Genomic DNA, 17,163 nt, shown 5'->3' on the forward strand with positions numbered 1-17,163 from the left:
ATGAATTCTAAAATCAGACTCTTTGTAGATCACCCGCTGGCACCGGCGCAATCACTACCTTTAACGCGCGAGCACGCGCATTACCTATTTTCCGTGATGCGGCAAAACGTGGGAGATCGCGTGCTGGTGTTCAACGGCCAAGACGGCGAATGGCTGGCTGAAATCACGCAAGCCGGTAAAAAATCGGGCGTGCTGAGCTGTTTGACACAAAGCAAAGCGCTGCGGCCCCCACCAGATCTCTGGCTTCTTTTCGCACCGATCAAAAAATCACGCACCGATTTTATTGTAGAAAAAGCCACTGAATTAGGTGCTGCGCGGATTTGTCCGGTGCAAACCGCCTTTACAAATTCAGAGCGGATTCGGCGCGACCGGTTGCAAGCCCATGCGATCGAAGCGGCCGAACAATGCGGCGGCACCTATGTGCCAGTGGTTGACGCGTTACAGAAATTAAAGGCGGTTTTAGATCATTGGCCCCAAGATCGCAGCTTATTATTTTGCGACGAAACACAGGCGGGCGCGGCCTCTTCATTCGCAGCGCTCGCACCGGGGCCCTGCGCCATTTTAATCGGTCCGGAAGGCGGGTTTCACGCGGCAGAGCGCCAGCAGATATCCAACTTGCCAAATGCGCATTGCATCAGCTTGGGCCCGCGCATTTTGCGCGCCGATACCGCCGCGGTAACCGCCCTAAGTCTTTGGCAAGCTCACCTAGGAGATTGGAGATGATACGGCCCGAGGCCACAGCGGTTTTACTGCGCTGGCGCGATGCGTTTATCGGCGCGGCGCTTATTGCCTTAGGGCTCTATTGGTTTACCAAAACTTTCGGGCTGTTATCCTGGGTGGGGGCCGCGCTGACCCTTATTGGAGCGCTGATTGGCTTTGCCGGGCTGCAGCGCGCGCGATTCGCAAAAACGCAACAAGGGGCCGGTATCGTAGATGTTACCGAAGGCCAAATCACCTATTTTGGCCCCGATACAGGCGGTGTGATTGCGCTGGATGATATCACCAAAATCAGTCTGATATATCATCAGAACCAGCAGCTGTGGAAACTCGAGCAACCGGCCCAGCCGGCGCTGTTTATTCCCACCGGTGCGACAGGCGCAGAGCGGCTGTTTGATGCCTTTACCCAGCTAGATAATTTTCAAATCGAGCCGATGCTTCAGCTTTTGGCGCGACGCTTGAACACCCCTCAAACGATCTGGCAAAAAGACTATTTTTTAGATCCCCAAAATTACATCCATTGACAGCTCGGTTAATCCACAGCACATCTGCATGACTGAAACTTCGGAGATCCCGCAATGTCTATTCCCCAATCTGCTGGAGGCCCCATCGAGCACCCAGAGCAAATGGCGGCCTATCTGGCGGCTGGCTGCAAGCCGGAAAGCGAATGGCGCATCGGGACCGAACATGAAAAATTCGGCTTTTGCCAGGCAAATCAGATGCCTTTGCCCTATTCTGGGGCCTGTTCAATCCAGACCATCCTCGAAGCGCTGCGCGACCGCTTCGGATGGGCGCCAGTTTTAGAAGCGGATAAATTAATCGGATTGACCCGAAATGGCGCAAATATATCCCTCGAGCCGGGCGGCCAGTTGGAATTATCGGGCGCCCCTTTAAAGACCATTCATGAAACGGCCAGTGAGCTTAACCAGCATCTAGACGAGCTACGCGGCATCAGCGATGAAATTGGCGCTGGATTTATAGCGCTGGGCGCGGCGCCCATCTGGTCTCATGAGATGATGCCCGTTATGCCCAAAGGTCGCTATACTTTGATGACCGATTATATGGATCGAGTCGGCACGATGGGGAAATTTATGATGTATCGCACGTCTTGCGTGCAGGTAAATTTAGATTTCAGCTCTGAAGCGGATATGGTTCAAAAAATGCGCGTAGCGGTTGCGCTGCAACCGATTGCAACCGCGCTTTTCGCCAACTCACCGTTTTTCGATGGGTTGCCCAATGGCCATAAAAGTTGGCGCAGCCGCGTTTGGCAAGATCTTGATGCCGATCGCACAGGCATGTTGCCCTTCATATTTGAGCCGGGGTTTGGCTTTGAGGCTTGGGTCGAATACGCCCTCGATGTGCCAATGTATTTTGTCTATCGAAACGGCCGATATATTGATGCTTTGGGGCAATCTTTCCGCGATTTTCTTCAGGGAAAATTGCCCGCCTTGCCCGCAGAGCGGCCCAGCCTAAGCGATTGGGCGGATCACTTAACCACTATTTTTCCCGAGGCCCGCCTGAAAACATTTATTGAAATGCGCGGAGCAGATGCGGGACAGGCAGATCATCTATGCGCGCTTTCAGCGTTTTGGGTGGGCTTGTGTTATGATAAAACTGCGTTGGATGCGGCTTGGGATTTGGCTAAAAACTGGACGGCCGAATTTCGTGAAACGCTGCGGATAAACAGCGCGAGAAGCGGCCTAGCAGCAGAGGTCGACGGGGTTAAATTGATCGATCTCGCCAAAGAGCTTGTTGATATCTCGCGCAAGGGCCTGATCGCAAGGGGCCGCGGCAATGTCGAAACAGGCGCCGTTGATGAAAGCCGTTTTCTAGACCCTCTCTTCGAAAATCTGGCAACCCAAAAAGCCCCGGCGGATCGATTGCTTGGTCTCTACAACAAAGAGTGGAACACAGATTTACGGCCAATTTACCACGCCGCGCGTATCGGCTAGGCCCGCATACGCGCAAAAATATGTTGAACTTTAAACGTTAAGTCTTTCGCCAACTCTGCCTGCTAAATCTTACAGCGGGTAATGGGGAAAGAAAATGGGTGGGTCAGAAAAGACTGTTGTTCAAACAATTATCAAACGCAAAATAAGAAATCCGGAAGAACCACAAGAAAATGGCGGATGGAAAGTGGCCTATGCCGATTTCGTAACCGCCATGATGGCATTTTTTATGGTCATGTGGTTGCTGTCATCGGCAAACGAAGATCAGCGGCGGGGGATCGCGGGATATTTCCGCCCGTCTTCAGACCTAAACCGAGCTGAAACCGGAAGCCAGTCCATGTTGAATAAAGGAATATTGCATGGTGGGGATACATTATACGCCGCACGTGAGGCCAAGCTTGAAAGCTTGGAAGCGCAATCTTCGAGCGCCGATGAACGACACCAAAACGCAGCGCAAAAAGACCTTAAAGCCATCAAAACGCTGTTTTCTGATCTATACAAAGAAAAACTCGGGCGCCCCCTATCAGAGGCCCAAATCGGCTTTCACCTCAGCGATGAAGGCTTCCAGTTTGATTTTTTTGAATCCAAAGGCGCTGAGCTTTTTGACGCAAGCCAAAACCCCAAAACAGCGCTGATCAAACTGCTTGATATAATCGCAAAAATGACAGACCACATAGAATATCCGCTCGCGGTTGAAGCGCATGTGCAAGCCGCGCCTTTGGTGGTAAAGCGACCACAGGATTGGACGATTTCGAGCGCGCGCGCAGGCAATGTGCGGGTGATGCTGCAGCGACTGGGGGTTCCCGAAACCCGCATAAAGCGCAACACGGCACATGGGGATAACGATCCAATCTCGGACAACCCGATGGCCCAGCAGAACAACCGCGTATCGATTGTCTTTTTAAATCTCACCAAAGAATAGAAAATTTTAAACATTAGCATGCTGTTAAGCAAAACCCAGTTAGCTGTCTGAGACGCGATTTCAACAGATTTCAAAGATAGGTATTATGACAATCTCATCCTCGCTTAATGCCAGCGTTTCAGGCCTAAGTTCAAATGCCAGCCGTCTGGCAGGTATCTCAGACAATATCGCCAATTCAGCTACGAATGGATATCGGCGGGTTGAAACGGATTTTCACTCTATGGTCATCTCAAATCGGCAACACGCTTACGCAGCTGGCGGGGTCCGCAGCTCTCAACAGCGCATGATCGATCAGTCGGGAAGCCTTATTTCAACCAATAATAGCACGGATTTGGCCGTAAATGGGCGCGGGTTGCTGCCGGTCAGTGATGCAGCACAAATCACAGTCGATAATGGCGAAAGCCCCATGAAATTAACCAGCACCGGGTCGTTCCGATTGGATAAAGATGGCTATTTGTCCACCACATCCGGGCTTACGTTGCTGGGTTGGCCCGCGCGCGAAGATGGATCTATTCCCAATTACGCGCGCGACAGCAGCCTCGATCTTGAGCCGATAAAAATCAACGCTCAAACGCTCTCTGGACAACCCACAACCAAAATGCGTGTCGCCGTAAATCTCCCCGCAACCGCCACAATGGCAGGGGCTGAGCCCAGCACAGAAGGGATCTCAGTTGAGTATTTTGACAATTTGGGGCGGCCACATAGCTTTGAATTTGCCTTTACACCCATAATTCCAAGCGTTGACGCTTCCAATACATGGCGTATGGACATCACCGATTCAGCCAATCAAACCGCATCGATCGGCACCTATGAGATGTCTTTTCAAGATGCGCGCAACGCTGGCGGCACGTTAAATTCGATAACGCCGCTTGACAGCAGCCCAGCCTATAATGCGAGCACCGGAACAATTGTTTTAAACGCGCAAAGCGGCCCGATTGAAGTGACCATAGGCAAAATCGCAGATCGCTATGGAATGACCCAATTGTCAGACAGTTTTACGCCCGTGACCAGCGAGAAAGATGGGGCAAAAAGCGGCACCATGAAAGACGTCGAAATTGATCAAGCGGGAAATGTTTTTGCGATATCTGATACGGGCCTTGCGCGCCGCTTATATCAAGTGCCTCTGGTCAATCTTCCCAATCTCAATGGGCTGAGCGCGCAGGGCGATGAGACATATCTGCCTTCCTCTTCAAGCGGAAACTATTCACTATGGAGCCCAGGCGATGGCCCAACCGGAACCATCGTTCCAAAAGCTCTGGAAGAATCCACCACAGATGTTGCAACAGAATTAACGGATATGATCCGTACGCAGAGGGCATATTCATCAAATGCCAAAGTTATTCAAACAGTTGATGAGATGCTTCGGGAAACCACAAACCTCATCCGTTAAGCGCTTGAAAGGCCAAGAACGTGTCATTGATCAGTTCTTTATCACAGGCCATGACAGGGCTGGCGCGCAGCGCAAAAGCGGCCGAACTGGTTGCAGAAAACATCGCCAATGCCAATAAAGCAGGCTATGCAAAACGCAGCCTCAGCCTTCATGGGCAAACGCATGGTCAAGACGGCCTGGGCATCAACGCGATAGTAAGGCAGGATAATGGCTTGCTGCTTGGTGAGCATCAATTGGCAGCGGGAGACCGGGCATATGCAAAGCTCAAAGCAGGCTTTTATAACGCCATGCGTCTCACATTTGGCGATGTTGGCTCCACCAGCACGCTAGAAGCCTCATTGAATAAATTGGAAGCCGATTTGCGCATTGCCAGCGTCGATCCCAGCGATGAAAACAGGTTGGCAAGCGCTTTTCACGCGGCACAATCGGTTGTCCAAATATTCAATAAAACTGGCGCGGCCATTCAAAAACAGCGTGAATTGGCAGATCACTCTTTGCGGCAGGATATTTCTTTGATCAATCAAACCCTGTCTCAGCTAGAGACTGTGAATCAAAAACTGTCTCGAACGGCGCCACTCTCTTCGCAGCAGGCCGGCTTGCGCGATCAGCAGGATCTCTTGTTGCAAGATCTGGCACAGTTTCTGCCCTTCAAACAAATTGAACGGGCGCATGGGGCGGTGGCACTTTATACGGTGAAAGGGCAAATCCTTTTGGACAGTCACGCTACAGAATTGGCAATTTCTGAGACAGGTTTCGGCCAAAATTGGCCTCCACCACCGGCCGTACAAAGCACTCAATTACAAATCAAAACAGGCGAGGGATGGCAGCCGATCCGACCTATTTCAGGCGCAGGATCGCTATCTGCCACGCAAGATATCAGCCTCAAATGGGCGCCTAATCTACAGGCTCAAACCGATCAATTGGCCTTCAAACTGTCGCAGATATTTTCCAGCTTGACAGAAGATACCAGCTTGCACGGCGATAACCCAGGCCTTTTCACAGATCTGGGCGGGCGCATAAACGCCGATCGTCTCGAGGGCTTGGCCAGCCGGTTACAGATCAATGCTGGCGTAAATCCGGATCAAGGCGGGCAAATTTGGCGGATGCGCGATGGCGTTTACGCTGAACACCCCGCCGAAGATATCTCGGGCGCGCTGCTCGCTGAAATGGCCGATCAATTATCTATGTCACAAGCCTTGGACGGTAACCCATCAACATCTATTATAAAGGATGCGCAGATGATCACCGCGCAGGCCCACCGATTGACAAATCAAGCCGAAGAAAACCTTGTTACGCAGCAGGCCTATTTAACGCTTACCGAAACGGCGCTTGCCGCACATTCGGTCGATACGGATATTGAATTACAAGAATTATTGCAGATTGAAACGGCATTCGCCGCAAATGCCAAAATGCTTCAAACGGTTGATGAAATGATGCAAGAAATCTTAAGGATCGGCCGATGAACCTCTCCTTTCATACCTATGCACGCGCAAATTTATCCTCTTTCACCTCACAGTTAAAAGCCGAGATCCTGAATTTAAGCGCCGATTTGTCAGCCGGCAAACATACCAATCTGGGCAAAGCGCAAGTCGTTCAAATTCCTCTGATACAGAGCATTCAAAGCGATCTTCAAAACGCAGCAACGCGCGCAATCATACGCCAAGATGCTGATTTCTTCTTCACGCAAACCGAACTGTCTTTGGCAAATATCACCGCGTATATAAAAGCCGAAAATGAGCGCGTGGTGGATTTAAGCTCTGCTCCTCAAGCGATGGCAACGCGCGATGCAAGCGCAAAAGCTGAAAGCTTTTTCACCGCCTTGGTGGGCCTGATTAATCGACAAAGCGGAGGAAAATTCTTTTTCTCAGGACACCAGAGCCACCGCGCCGCTCTTTCGGATGCAAAGACCATATTGACGGCGCTGCGCCAGGATCTTGGAGCCACTTACACCGCAGATCAATTGAACACTGCGCTAAACATTTGGTTTGATGGCGCCTCAGCACGATTTGAGCAAGATTTTTATCACGGCGATACCAACCAACATAAAACCTTCCAAATAAACGCTGGTGAGAGCCTAAGCCCCCCTTTTCGTGGCAACTCAGAAGCGGTAAAAATGATGTTGAAAACCGCCGCTAAGCTTATCTTGGCGATCGACGCACCTGTGCCTGCACCGGATCTCGCGCAGATCTATCAAAAAACGGCAGCCTCGCTGCATGGCTCGCTCGATAATTTTCAACAGGCCCGTGCAAATCTTGGCATCACGCATCAACGGCTTGATCAACAAAACGCCTTCGCGAAAAACGATCAAAATGCGCTTGAGCTGCAAATGGCAGAGCTGACCGATATCAATAAATATGATGCAACAGTGGCGCTGCAAGACGCGGAGACTAGATTAGAAAATCTCTATTTGATTACGGCCAAACTTTCTAAATTATCTTTGATTCACTTTTTGAAATGATACGCAATCTGGGCCTTATTGCGCTGTTTTTACTCTGCGCATCGCTGGCAGTTTCGGCGCCTGTTCGCATCAAAGACCTTGTGGAATATGAGGGCGTTCGAGCAAATGATCTTATTGGCTATGGCCTTGTTATCGGGCTGGATGGCACCGGCGACAGCTTGCGCAATGCACCTTTCACAGAAGATTTGATCTCCAACATTCTTGAGCGCCTTGGCACAAATGTAACGGGAGAGGCATTCAGAACAAAAAACATCGCATCGGTTTTTGTTACAGCCAAATTACCCCCGTTTTCGCGCGCAGGAAGCTATATTGACGTGGCCGTGGCAACCATAGGCGATGCGAGTAATCTGCGCGGTGGTATTTTAGTAATGACGCCGCTTCGGGCCGCCGATGGCGATATATATGCCGTTGCACAAGGCGCGATCATTGCCGGTGGGGCCGCCGTGCGCGGTGCGGCCGAGCAACTTATCGAAGGCGTTCCAACGGCCGGTGTTATCCCATCCGGCGCTTTGGTGGAACGCGAAGTCGCCTTTGATTTTAAGATATTAAAAACCATCAATCTTGCACTGCGCCAAGCCGATTTCAGCACTGCTCATAAAATCGAAACGCTTATCAACAAGAATTTTAAGGGCGCCGTCGCGCGCATGTTGGACGCGGCCACGGTTGAAATAGATATCTCAAAAACCAACGCATCATCCCCTGCCCATGCGCTAAGCGCGATTGAAAACCTTACCCTTATTCCAGAGCGCAAAGCGCGCGTGGTGGTCGATCAGCGATCGGGTACCATCGTGATGGGCGCCGAGGTTCGCATTTCGCGCGTTGCGGTTTCGCAGGGAAATTTAACGCTTCATATTCAAGAATCACCACGCGCCGTGCAACCCAACCCTTTTAGCCAGGGCGAAACCATCGTTTTGCCCCGCAGTGATGTCTCTATGGGCACTCAGGAAAATATCGCGCTCGCCGAAGTTCCAGATGGCGCAAACTTGTCTGAAATCATTGCCGGCCTCAATGCTTTGGGCGTTGGCGCAAAGGAAATGATCGATATTTTGAAAAGTATCAAAGCGGCCGGGGCGCTGCATGCCGAATTTATCGTTCAATAAGCCCTTTTTCGGCGATTAAACATATCCACGAACAAGCGAAAAAGCGATCAACTGCCAACCATCAGACACCACGAAAAAGGCCAGTTTAAACGGCAGCGCTACAAGCGCTGGGGGCACCATCATCATGCCCATAGACATTAAAATTGCCGACACCACCAAATCGATAATTAAAAAGGGCAAAAAAAGCAGAAATCCAATCTGAAACGCGCGCGCGATTTCTGAGAGCATAAAGCTTGGAACCAAAACCGACAAAGCGGGCGGGCTCTGCGGCGCAACTTGTGTCTGCGCGCGCAAGGCTTGCATCGCCTGCAACGTCTCCCCATCTACACGCGCCATCATAAAAGCAGATAAGGGTTCCAAAGCTTTGCGAAAGCCCTCCGAAACTGATATTTCTTCTGCGATCATCGGCTCGACTCCCAAAACCCAAGAGGCCTGAAAAACAGGCTCCATAATGTAATAGGTCAAAAATAACGCCAAACTGATCAGAAGCATATTTGGCGGCGCTTGCTGGACTCCGATCGCCTGACGCAAAATTGACAATACCGTTAGAATAAAGGGAAAGCAGGTCACCATGATCAAAATTCCAGGCGCAATGCTTATCACGGTGATTAACAAAATGATTTGAACCGTTTGCAACCTCAAAGAGCCGGCAAGCGGCAGTTCAAAACCGCTCGTCTGTGCATGGGTCATCTGCGCAAGCAAAAGCGGCAGCACTCCGAACAAAACCCAGAACAGAAGCCTAAACCGCGCCAAAATCACCCTGCAGGCAAAGGGCTGGTCAGAATATCTGTTAAGCGCACCGCCAATTTTCCGATATCAGGGCCCTCGGAAATTTCTTCTAATTGGCCGCGCGCTATAATTCGATCTCCAACGTAAAGCTCAACGGCATCATCGATCTGGCTATCGAGGGTCAACACAGCGTTGGGCTTTAAATCTAACAGCTCTTTAATCGCAGGGCGCGCGCGTCCTACGCTCACAATGACCTCAATGGGAACGGATTGAAACGGGCTTGCAGAAAGCTTGCTGTCCAGATCAGGGTCAAGCTTTCTCATTGCGGATCACCCATATCCGAAACCGCTTGGAAGTTCTGAAACGCCTCAGAAATTTCGGTAAGATACCGTTTAAAATCCACTTCAATCTCGCTATTACCTATTTTCAGAAGCGCCCTTTCTGGGTTCAAACTAATATCGCCAACCAGCGTAATCTTGCTTTGAAATGCCTGACCCAATGCTGCCTCCATACGATCAAGCAGGGACGGGTTAACCGATATTGCAAGGCCCGCCGGAGCAGACGCCTCCACCATCGCATCAAGGCGTTCAATGACAAAAGGTAGAAAGCTTTGCTTTAAAAGCATCGGTAAAATCTGTTCGATCACCTGAGTCAAAACTGAAGATATCTCTTGCAGAACCGTTAGGCGCGCCGCGTCAAACGTAAAAAACAGGGTTGATAAATGCAATTTCAGACCTGCCGTCGCTTTTTCACTGCTTGCCGAATAAGCGGCAACGCAATCATCCCAACCTGCTTTATATCCCTGCTCATAAAGATCAAGCGAGGCCGCATCTTCCACCGCCTCAGCGCGGCCAGCGGCCGGTGAACATTCCGGTATCTGGCACTCAAATTCGTCTAATAAATGCGCAATGGTCATAAGGCCCGCTTCTCTCCTTGCAGCCAAGAATGCAGAACCTCCAAAATGTCTTCTTTACGCGCGCCCATGCCCTGGCTGAGCTGGCTGAGAGCGTCCTGCCCAGAGAGGGGCGGATCAGGTCGGGCAGGTTCCTCTGTTGGCGGTCGGTCCAGAAAACCTGGTTCGGGCGTCTCTTCAGCGGGCGTCGGCATCAACGCGGAGGCGGAAGTTTCAACCGCCAAACGCGGCGGCTGTGACGCCATCCGAGGCCGCGATGCTTTTAAAAGGGGACGGAAAATAAAATACAACATCACCGCAAGAACCATGCCCGTTGCAAGCAGCTTATAGCTGGCCTGCGAAGCAGGCGCAGCGCCTGAAACCGACGCTTGATTCGGTGCGTATGCGCCTGCGCGAGGATCAGAAAAATCCATTGCTTTTACGGTAATAAGATCGCCACGATCGGCTCGGAGCCCGATTGCAGAAGCAACCAGATCTTCAACATCTTGAACCAGCTCTGTGCCACCTGCGGGCGCCTCGAGCGCGCGTGTATTTAGCAAAACAGCAACCGAAAGATGTTTAATCATATCGGGCGAGATTAAGACCTCTCTGTTAATCTCAGACGTTTGGTAATTCACCGTTTCGGTATTTTCATTGTTTTCCCGCGTGACGCCATTGCCAGAATTGGCTGCAAAATCCGGCAGGTTCGAAGCTGCCCCAACGCGGTGCGACCCCGTATCTTGATCCGATTGAACGGTTTCTTGCGTTTGGCGGCTCACCTCTACCCTGCCATCCGGATCATAAATTCTCTCAACCAGCTTTTCGCGGCTGTGCAAGGTTTCAATGCTTACTTCCACAACCGCATTGCCCAAGCCAAACTGCGCCTCCAGCAACCGCTCAGCCTTTGCTTTAAGCTGCTGGGCGCGGGTCTCCGCATGAGTGGCTGCCGCATTTGGCGCGGGTGCATGCAAGATCCCCAAGCGATCATCGATCACCGCCACATCAGACAGCGCCAAACCTTCAACAGCTGAAGCAATCAAATATTTCAAAGCTTGCACATGCGCGGCGCTTAACCCATGCCCAGCGCTGCTGAGCGCCACCGACGCTTTTGGACGCGATTGGCGCGAAACACCGCGCCCCGCAGGGCGCGACAAATGCACCCGTGCTTGTTTAATCATTGGATTTGCGGCAATTGTACGCGCAAGCTCACCTTCTTTTGCCCGCCAATACGCCGCATCAAACATTTGGTAGCTTGTGCTAAAGCCTGATAAATCGTCGAGCAATTCGTAGCCTTGCGCATTGGGCTTGGGCAAACCCTGCGCCGCCAATCTTACGCGCAATAAATCGCGCGTGCCGCTGGCAACAAAAAGGGTATTTCCTTTGAGGTAATAGTCCGCGCCCTGCTCTTCTAAGGCCGCGATTACCTCACCCGTTGCGCGCGCTTCTAACCCTGAATACAGCATTTCAAATTTCGGTGTGGCCTTGAGCCCTGTCAGAATTGCGGCCAACAAAGCCAGCACAGCAACCCCAAGCCCAATACCAAAAACGACCCGTCGCTCGTGCAACAGCCCTAAAAAACCTTCTTTGAAACCATCCATCAAGCAATCCCCTATCGACGCGTCTTCAATTACTTTCCTACAAGTGCCGCATCAGCCTTAACATTCGGTTAGGATCGATTGGGTTATAAAGATGCATCACATTTAAGAGGATATCGACGTGCCAGGCCCATCAGCTGACCCTTCCAATGCGCATCGCTCGAGGCTGCGCATAACGGCTATACTCAGTTTATTACTGGCCTTAAGCTTTGGCATCGCTGCGTTCTTTCTTACCCAAGGCACGTTCCAGATACGCTCTGTCAGCATGGGCATTTTGGGGGCGCTTCACACATCAGGCAATAGTAGCGAGTCAGCGTTTATTGAGCTAGATCCGTTCAAAGTAAGCATCGGAGATGCCAGCACGGACCGACATTTGCTTTTTGCCGCACAATTGGATGTGCCGCGCGATAAGATGCGCCAAGTCATACATTTGAAGCCGCGGATTACCGACGTTTTGAATACCTATTTGCGCGCGCTCGATCTTGATGATGTTCGCCATCCAGCCGCGCTCACAAAATTGCGTGGCCAGATATTGCGCCGCGTTCAACTTATCGTTGGGGATGACAATATCAATGATCTTCTGATCATGAATTTTTTGATCAAGTGAGGCGCGTATGATCACCTATATTGCAGATTTGTTACTGATCTCAGGCGCTATGGCTGCTGGTATTTACTGCATTATCCTGTCGCGGCGCTTGGCGCAGCTGAACAATCTTGAACAGGGGGTTGGGGCAGCGGTGCAAGCCCTCTCGGGGCAGGTAGAGGATTTAAGCGCCACATTGGGGCAAGCCCGCGCAGCCGCAGCGCAATCAAACGGATCGCTTGAAGGATTAACGAAGCGCGCCGAAGAGGTTGCGCGATAATTAGAGCTGATGTTGGCCGCGTTGCATGATTTGCCCGCTTTGGCAAATGATCAAGAGGCGGCGCAATCCGCAGCGCCGGATATTGAATTCAAACACCGTCCAGAACATCGGACGGCCCTATGAGCGTGCACAGTCCTGCCCTACAAAACCGTCCGCTCTTCCTGATCGCCGGATTGTTGTTTTTATCGGCGCTCATGCGGTTTTCTCTACACGCGGATGACGCTTGGGCCTTCGCTCAACCATCACCAAAAGAGCAGCCAGAGGAGGTGCAGGAACGCGCCTTAAATTTTTGCGCGCAAAATGGCGAACCAGAGGCTCTTATCTTGGCGCTTGAGGAAAAGCGCCAAAGGCTCGCGCAACAAGAAGACGCGTTGCGCACACAGGAATTGGTACAAAAGATCAGCATAGCGCGGATAAAAGATCAACTTAAAGAGTTGGAAGCAGCCGAAACCGCGCTGTCAGACATGATCGCGCGCGCTGAATTGGCTGCAGAAAAAGACGTCTCACAGCTTATCGCTGTCTATTCTGCGATGAAGCCAAAACAAGCGGCGCTGTTATTTGAAGAAATGGACGCCACTTTTGCTTCGGGATTTTTGGGCCTGATGAAACCCCGCATAGCCGCCGATATTATGGCCGATTTAAGCCCCGAAAAAGCCTATGCGCTGAGCGTTCTGCTGGCTGGGCGCAACGCCAGCGTGCCCAGCCGCTAGTTTTAGGAGCATTACGATGCACGGAATTTTTGGAGTTTTTTTCATCTTTTTGATGGTTTTCGGCGGCTTTCTGATCGCCGGGGGCACGTTGGATATTATCCTGATCTCTTTGCCCGTTGAAATGATGATTATTTGCGGTGCGGCATTTGGCGCCTTCTTAATCAGCAATGATCGGGCAATTATTATTCAAACCTTTAAGGATTCCACAAAGATTTTTCGCGGCGCGAAATGGACCGATCAGGATTATCAAGATTTACTCTGCTTGTTGTTTGAAATCATTCGAATGTCGCGCCAAAATCCAATCGAAATCGATGATCATATTGATGCGCCTTATGATTCTAAAATTTTTACGCGCTATCCTAAAATTCTAGCGGATGCCGAGGCCACAAACCTCATTTGCGATACGCTTCGATCTGCAACAATGAATTATGATAACCCGCATCAGGTAGAAGAGCTGCTCGATAATCGAATGCAAACGCATCTTCAACAAGCGCTACAATCAAGCCGCGCATTGCAACAGGTTGCCGAGGGCTTGCCCGCGCTGGGAATCGTTGCCGCTGTTTTGGGCGTGATCAAAACGATGGGATCAATTGACCAACCGCCAGAAATCTTGGGCCGCATGATCGGCAGTGCCTTAGTGGGCACATTTCTCGGGGTTTTCCTATCCTATGGATTGGTTGGCCCATTTGCCACGAAATTAAAAGCGCTGATGCAGCAAGAGGCGCATTTCTATCAGCTCATCCGGCAGGTCTTAATCACCAATCTTCACAACCATTCCACCACAATCTGCATTGAGGTGGGGCGACAAAATACACCACAGATTTACCGACCCAGTTTTGCGGTTCTGGAAAACGCCTTGAAAGAATTAAAAGTGTCATTGGCATGAAGCTTTGCCTTTGGTTTTGTTTGGTTAATCTTCTTATCTTGCCCGCCCATAGCGCTGATCTGAAAATTCGCGCCGGCGAACATGCTGGTTTTTCGCGCATCGTACTCTATCCGCCCACGCATAATCCTTGGCGCTATAAAACGCAGCCAAACGGTTTTTCATTGCGCTTTGAAACCCCCATCTCTGCGCTGGATACGCGCAAAACATTCGAGCGTCTGCACAGCGATCGCGTGGCAGGTATTGAATTGAGAAACAACAATCAAACACTGTTTATTCGATATGGATGCCCCTGCCGAACCAAGCATTTTAAAACGCCTGCGGGACTTTTGGTTTTTGATATTTCGCGGAAACCGCGCGCGCCCACTCAACAGCTTGATCTGCATTCAAAAGGCGGATTGGTCAACTCCATTCGCTTGGAAGACCCCGCCGAAAAGCGCCAACTCCCTTTATTCGTGTTGAAATCTAAAAAACCCATCGGACCTGACTGGCTGAACAGGCCGATTATGCAGAAAAATGAATCCCAACGCGACGATTTAGAAAGGATGTATAAAGCATTCTTAGAAACTGCCCAACCCGATCAAACCTCCACAGCATTTGAGCTAACAGCCGTGGATGATGCGCAACCCGGCCCCCCGCAATCGCTCATAACAAGCCCTAAAGCCATCGCCCCAACGCAGATGTTGCACCCGGTTTTTAATCCTTTAAACACGGGAAAAACGCCCAGATTTGAATGTCCAAAACCAGAGGCGATCGATTTTCAAAACTGGTCAAATGGCAAGGTGTTTCACCTAGAGCTAGCAGCGCTGCGCAGCGCGCTTACGGGCGAATTTGACCGCTTAAACGAGGTAAAAATACAAGAGCTGATCCGCTTTTATCTTGCTGAGGCGCTGGCCCCCGAAGCCCGTCTGATAATTCAAGCCTTGGCCCAAAACAGCGAGACCATTGATCTTTACTTTGAAATCTCACAAATTTTAGACGCAACACACCACCAACAAACAAAGTTTTTCCAAAAATTTCAAACATGTTCAGGGGATATCGCGCTATGGGCCTATCTGGCTGAACCAATCGCTACCGCTGCTCAAACCACGCCAAATTGGGATCATTCCGCGATTGCCTTCACATTTTCAGGCCTTCCCAAAGCCATGAAAAAAGCTGTGGCTGCGCGGCTGTCTGATCGCTTTCTAGCCGATAAGAAGCCCAAACAAGCCGCGTTAATCGGGCGCATTTTAGACACCTTATACAGTCCTGACAGCCCAAAACAGACCGCTTTAAAAGCAAAGCTTGATCTTTATTCCGGCGCAAAGGCGCACGCTTTAGAGCGATTGGAAAAATCGCTGGTTCAAAACCAAACGCTTGCGCCAGAAGCTCTGATCAGTTTGGTTGATCTTTTGATCGAATTTGACAAAAAGCCCCCCGCAGGGTTGTTAGATATCAGCCAGGGTTTGTGGCGCAAACATCGAAGCGACTCGATTGGCAAATCACTCGAATTGACTCTCATAAAAGCCCGTATTCTGAGCGGAAAATTCAAAACGGCTTTGCTGCGCTGCCGGCCGGCCTATCACGGCCCGGAATTTTGCCATATTTATTATCAAATAATGATTGAAAAATCACCCGACGTGGTTTTTTTGAAACTCGCCTTTACCTTCCCTGAAAATGCACCAAAATCCGCTTTTTTAGCGGCGGCTAACCGCCTGCTAGATCTAGGGTTTTACGATCACGCCACCCGATTATCCTATTTCGGTCGTTCGACCCAAAATACGGCGGAGGAACGCCTGTTACAGGCGCGCATTGGCCTGCTGAAAGGCGAGGAGACTCGCGTTTTGGACATGCTCTCTCAGGTGGAAACACCCAAGGCCATGGCCATAAAGGCGCAAGCCCTTACGGCACTAAAGCAACCTGAAGCCGCAAGAGCCATCTTTATGCGATTAAACGATAAAGACAGCGCGTTTAAAGCGGCTTTATCGGGGCTTAACGCAGGTACGCTGAACGCGCTGGGCTATCCGAGCCTGGCGAAATTGGTGCAGCAGCCAGACCACCGCGACATTCACCGTGAAGCGACAGGCCTTGCCAAAAACAGGGAATCCCTAAAGAGCAGCAAAAACCTAAGGGCTATTATAATGCAAACGCTCGCGGTTCCAAAAACGCAGGGCGAAAAACAACGACCATAACGAAAAAGAAACCACTGCCAGACTAGAGTATAGCCGTTTTAGAAACCGAGGTTTTGATGGATATAGTGAAACATGTGCACACGATTTGGCTGGCCATCAGTTTCTTTCTGATACCCATGTTTTCCGCGCACGCCTTGCCGCGAAATCCGGTGGAACAATGCGATCACGCGGCCGTGCTTGCAAGCCAAGACACTGCTGTTCCGCTGGCCATTCTTTGGGCACTAACGCGCACTGAAACCGGCCATTTCCAAAATAAAACGCTGGTGCCTTGGCCATGGACAGTAAATGCAGCGGGCACGGGGCACTGGCTTAAAACAAAGCAACAGGCGTTAAAAACGGCCAAAGCAGCCATTCATAAGAATGCAAAATCAACCGATATCGGGTGTTTTCAACTGAATTACCACTGGCATGGCAAGCAATTTGGATCGCTTGCAAATATGTTGGACCCAATGAAAAATGCCGCTTACGCCGCTAAGTTTCTGGGCCAGCTGTATCAAGAAACCGACAATTGGATATCGGCAGCCGGCCGGTTTCATTCGCGCACTGAAAAATACGCCCGCCCTTATCGACAGCGCTTCCAGCGAATTTTAAGCGGGTTTGAGCCGGCCTCCCAAAGCGTCAGACGCCCATTTTTAGCCATCAAACCAAGCGGTTCCGACGGTCACCAAAACCAGTTTCCTTTGCTCAAAGCGGGCCTTAAAAACACGGCGCATGGATCTTTAATGCCTTTGGCAGAGGGATCACAAAGCGCGCTTTTCGACCGGTCTCCCTCGCGGTGATAGGA

The 17,163-nt window shown here is 50.8% G+C and carries 18 protein-coding genes; 14 read left to right on the forward strand and 4 right to left on the reverse strand.

Features of this window, described 5'->3' with window-relative positions; translation table 11 throughout:
• The 8 genes from GN241_17970 (at position 1) to flgI (ending at position 8,536) form a co-directional block, all read left to right on the forward strand.
• Positions 1-723, forward strand: a complete 723-nt coding sequence (locus tag GN241_17970; GenBank protein XAT59082.1) for a 16S rRNA (uracil(1498)-N(3))-methyltransferase — start codon at positions 1-3, stop codon at positions 721-723.
• Positions 720-1,241 carry a hypothetical protein gene (locus tag GN241_17975; GenBank protein XAT59083.1) on the forward strand — a complete coding sequence of 174 codons (522 nt, stop codon included), beginning with the start codon at positions 720-722 and terminating at the stop codon, positions 1,239-1,241. Before GN241_17970 ends, GN241_17975 begins: the two co-directional genes overlap by 4 nt.
• A gap of 54 nt (positions 1,242-1,295) precedes the next feature.
• Positions 1,296-2,669, forward strand: a complete 1,374-nt coding sequence (locus tag GN241_17980; protein ID XAT59084.1) for a glutamate--cysteine ligase — start codon at positions 1,296-1,298, stop codon at positions 2,667-2,669.
• Positions 2,670-2,763: 94 nt separating this feature from the next.
• Positions 2,764-3,588 (forward strand): OmpA family protein, encoded by an 825-nt coding sequence (locus GN241_17985; GenBank protein XAT59085.1) that lies wholly within the window; start codon positions 2,764-2,766, stop codon positions 3,586-3,588.
• Between the two features lie 85 nt (positions 3,589-3,673).
• A complete protein-coding gene (locus tag GN241_17990; protein XAT59086.1) occupies positions 3,674-4,978 on the forward strand; it encodes a flagellar hook-basal body complex protein in 1,305 nt (434 codons plus the stop codon).
• A 20-nt stretch (positions 4,979-4,998) separates the two neighbouring features.
• Complete coding sequence (flgK, locus tag GN241_17995; GenBank protein ID XAT59087.1) at positions 4,999-6,441, forward strand: flagellar hook-associated protein FlgK; 1,443 nt, start codon at positions 4,999-5,001, stop codon at positions 6,439-6,441.
• Positions 6,438-7,436, forward strand: coding sequence for a hypothetical protein (locus GN241_18000; protein ID XAT59088.1), 999 nt, complete (start codon positions 6,438-6,440; stop codon positions 7,434-7,436). Before flgK ends, GN241_18000 begins: the two co-directional genes overlap by 4 nt.
• A complete protein-coding gene (gene flgI, locus GN241_18005; protein ID XAT59089.1) occupies positions 7,433-8,536 on the forward strand; it encodes a flagellar basal body P-ring protein FlgI in 1,104 nt (367 codons plus the stop codon). Before GN241_18000 ends, flgI begins: the two co-directional genes overlap by 4 nt.
• Positions 8,537-8,551: 15 nt before the next feature.
• On the opposite strand, the gene fliP is transcribed toward flgI, so the two are convergent.
• The 4 genes from fliP to fliF form a co-directional block, all read right to left on the reverse strand.
• Complete coding sequence (gene fliP / locus GN241_18010) at positions 8,552-9,226, reverse strand: flagellar type III secretion system pore protein FliP (GenBank protein ID XAT59344.1); 675 nt, start codon at positions 9,224-9,226, stop codon at positions 8,552-8,554.
• Positions 9,227-9,291: 65 nt separating this feature from the next.
• On the reverse strand, positions 9,292-9,588 hold the full coding sequence (locus tag GN241_18015; GenBank protein ID XAT59090.1) for a hypothetical protein: 297 nt from the start codon (positions 9,586-9,588) through the stop codon (positions 9,292-9,294).
• Positions 9,585-10,181, reverse strand: a complete 597-nt coding sequence (locus tag GN241_18020; protein ID XAT59091.1) for a hypothetical protein — start codon at positions 10,179-10,181, stop codon at positions 9,585-9,587. Before GN241_18020 ends, GN241_18015 begins: the two co-directional genes overlap by 4 nt.
• A complete protein-coding gene (gene fliF, locus GN241_18025) occupies positions 10,178-11,755 on the reverse strand; it encodes a flagellar M-ring protein FliF (protein XAT59092.1) in 1,578 nt (525 codons plus the stop codon). The genes GN241_18020 and fliF overlap by 4 nt, the downstream gene beginning before the upstream one ends.
• A 118-nt stretch (positions 11,756-11,873) precedes the next feature.
• Here fliF and GN241_18030 point away from each other — a divergent pair, with 118 nt between their 5' ends.
• The 6 genes from GN241_18030 (at position 11,874) to GN241_18055 (ending at position 17,158) form a co-directional block, all read left to right on the forward strand.
• Positions 11,874-12,359, forward strand: coding sequence for a flagellar basal body protein FliL (locus GN241_18030; GenBank protein ID XAT59093.1), 486 nt, complete (start codon positions 11,874-11,876; stop codon positions 12,357-12,359).
• A 7-nt stretch (positions 12,360-12,366) separates the two neighbouring features.
• The gene (locus tag GN241_18035; GenBank protein XAT59094.1) at positions 12,367-12,615 is read left to right on the forward strand and encodes a hypothetical protein; all 249 of its coding nucleotides are present in this window, start codon (positions 12,367-12,369) and stop codon (positions 12,613-12,615) included.
• Positions 12,616-12,734: 119 nt separating this feature from the next.
• The gene (locus GN241_18040) at positions 12,735-13,325 is read left to right on the forward strand and encodes a hypothetical protein (GenBank protein XAT59095.1); all 591 of its coding nucleotides are present in this window, start codon (positions 12,735-12,737) and stop codon (positions 13,323-13,325) included.
• Between the two features lie 16 nt (positions 13,326-13,341).
• Positions 13,342-14,211, forward strand: a complete 870-nt coding sequence (gene motA / locus GN241_18045) for a flagellar motor stator protein MotA (protein ID XAT59096.1) — start codon at positions 13,342-13,344, stop codon at positions 14,209-14,211.
• Positions 14,208-16,379, forward strand: coding sequence for a hypothetical protein (locus GN241_18050; GenBank protein XAT59097.1), 2,172 nt, complete (start codon positions 14,208-14,210; stop codon positions 16,377-16,379). Before motA ends, GN241_18050 begins: the two co-directional genes overlap by 4 nt.
• 56 nt (positions 16,380-16,435) lie before the next feature.
• Positions 16,436-17,158 carry a transglycosylase SLT domain-containing protein gene (locus GN241_18055; GenBank protein XAT59098.1) on the forward strand — a complete coding sequence of 241 codons (723 nt, stop codon included), beginning with the start codon at positions 16,436-16,438 and terminating at the stop codon, positions 17,156-17,158.
• Positions 17,159-17,163: the final 5 nt, after the last annotated feature.

The organism is Rhodobacteraceae bacterium IMCC1335 (assembly GCA_039640495.1).
In the GTDB taxonomy this organism is placed as follows: Bacteria; Pseudomonadota; Alphaproteobacteria; order Rhodobacterales; family Rhodobacteraceae; genus Thalassovivens.

Coding starts and splice junctions, on each gene's coding strand:
- GN241_17970 (XAT59082.1), top strand. CDS start 1: ATGAATTCTAAAATCAGACTCTTTGTAGATCACCCGCTGGCACCGGCG.
- GN241_17975 (XAT59083.1), top strand. CDS start 720: ATGATACGGCCCGAGGCCACAGCGGTTTTACTGCGCTGGCGCGATGCG.
- GN241_17980 (XAT59084.1), top strand. CDS start 1,296: ATGTCTATTCCCCAATCTGCTGGAGGCCCCATCGAGCACCCAGAGCAA.
- GN241_17985 (XAT59085.1), top strand. CDS start 2,764: ATGGGTGGGTCAGAAAAGACTGTTGTTCAAACAATTATCAAACGCAAA.
- GN241_17990 (XAT59086.1), top strand. CDS start 3,674: ATGACAATCTCATCCTCGCTTAATGCCAGCGTTTCAGGCCTAAGTTCA.
- GN241_18000 (XAT59088.1), top strand. CDS start 6,438: ATGAACCTCTCCTTTCATACCTATGCACGCGCAAATTTATCCTCTTTC.
- flgI (XAT59089.1), top strand. CDS start 7,433: ATGATACGCAATCTGGGCCTTATTGCGCTGTTTTTACTCTGCGCATCG.
- fliP (XAT59344.1), bottom strand. CDS start 9,226: ATGACCCATGCACAGACGAGCGGTTTTGAACTGCCGCTTGCCGGCTCT.
- GN241_18015 (XAT59090.1), bottom strand. CDS start 9,588: ATGAGAAAGCTTGACCCTGATCTGGACAGCAAGCTTTCTGCAAGCCCG.
- GN241_18020 (XAT59091.1), bottom strand. CDS start 10,181: ATGACCATTGCGCATTTATTAGACGAATTTGAGTGCCAGATACCGGAA.
- fliF (XAT59092.1), bottom strand. CDS start 11,755: ATGGATGGTTTCAAAGAAGGTTTTTTAGGGCTGTTGCACGAGCGACGG.
- GN241_18035 (XAT59094.1), top strand. CDS start 12,367: ATGATCACCTATATTGCAGATTTGTTACTGATCTCAGGCGCTATGGCT.
- GN241_18040 (XAT59095.1), top strand. CDS start 12,735: ATGAGCGTGCACAGTCCTGCCCTACAAAACCGTCCGCTCTTCCTGATC.
- motA (XAT59096.1), top strand. CDS start 13,342: ATGCACGGAATTTTTGGAGTTTTTTTCATCTTTTTGATGGTTTTCGGC.
- GN241_18050 (XAT59097.1), top strand. CDS start 14,208: ATGAAGCTTTGCCTTTGGTTTTGTTTGGTTAATCTTCTTATCTTGCCC.
- GN241_18055 (XAT59098.1), top strand. CDS start 16,436: ATGGATATAGTGAAACATGTGCACACGATTTGGCTGGCCATCAGTTTC.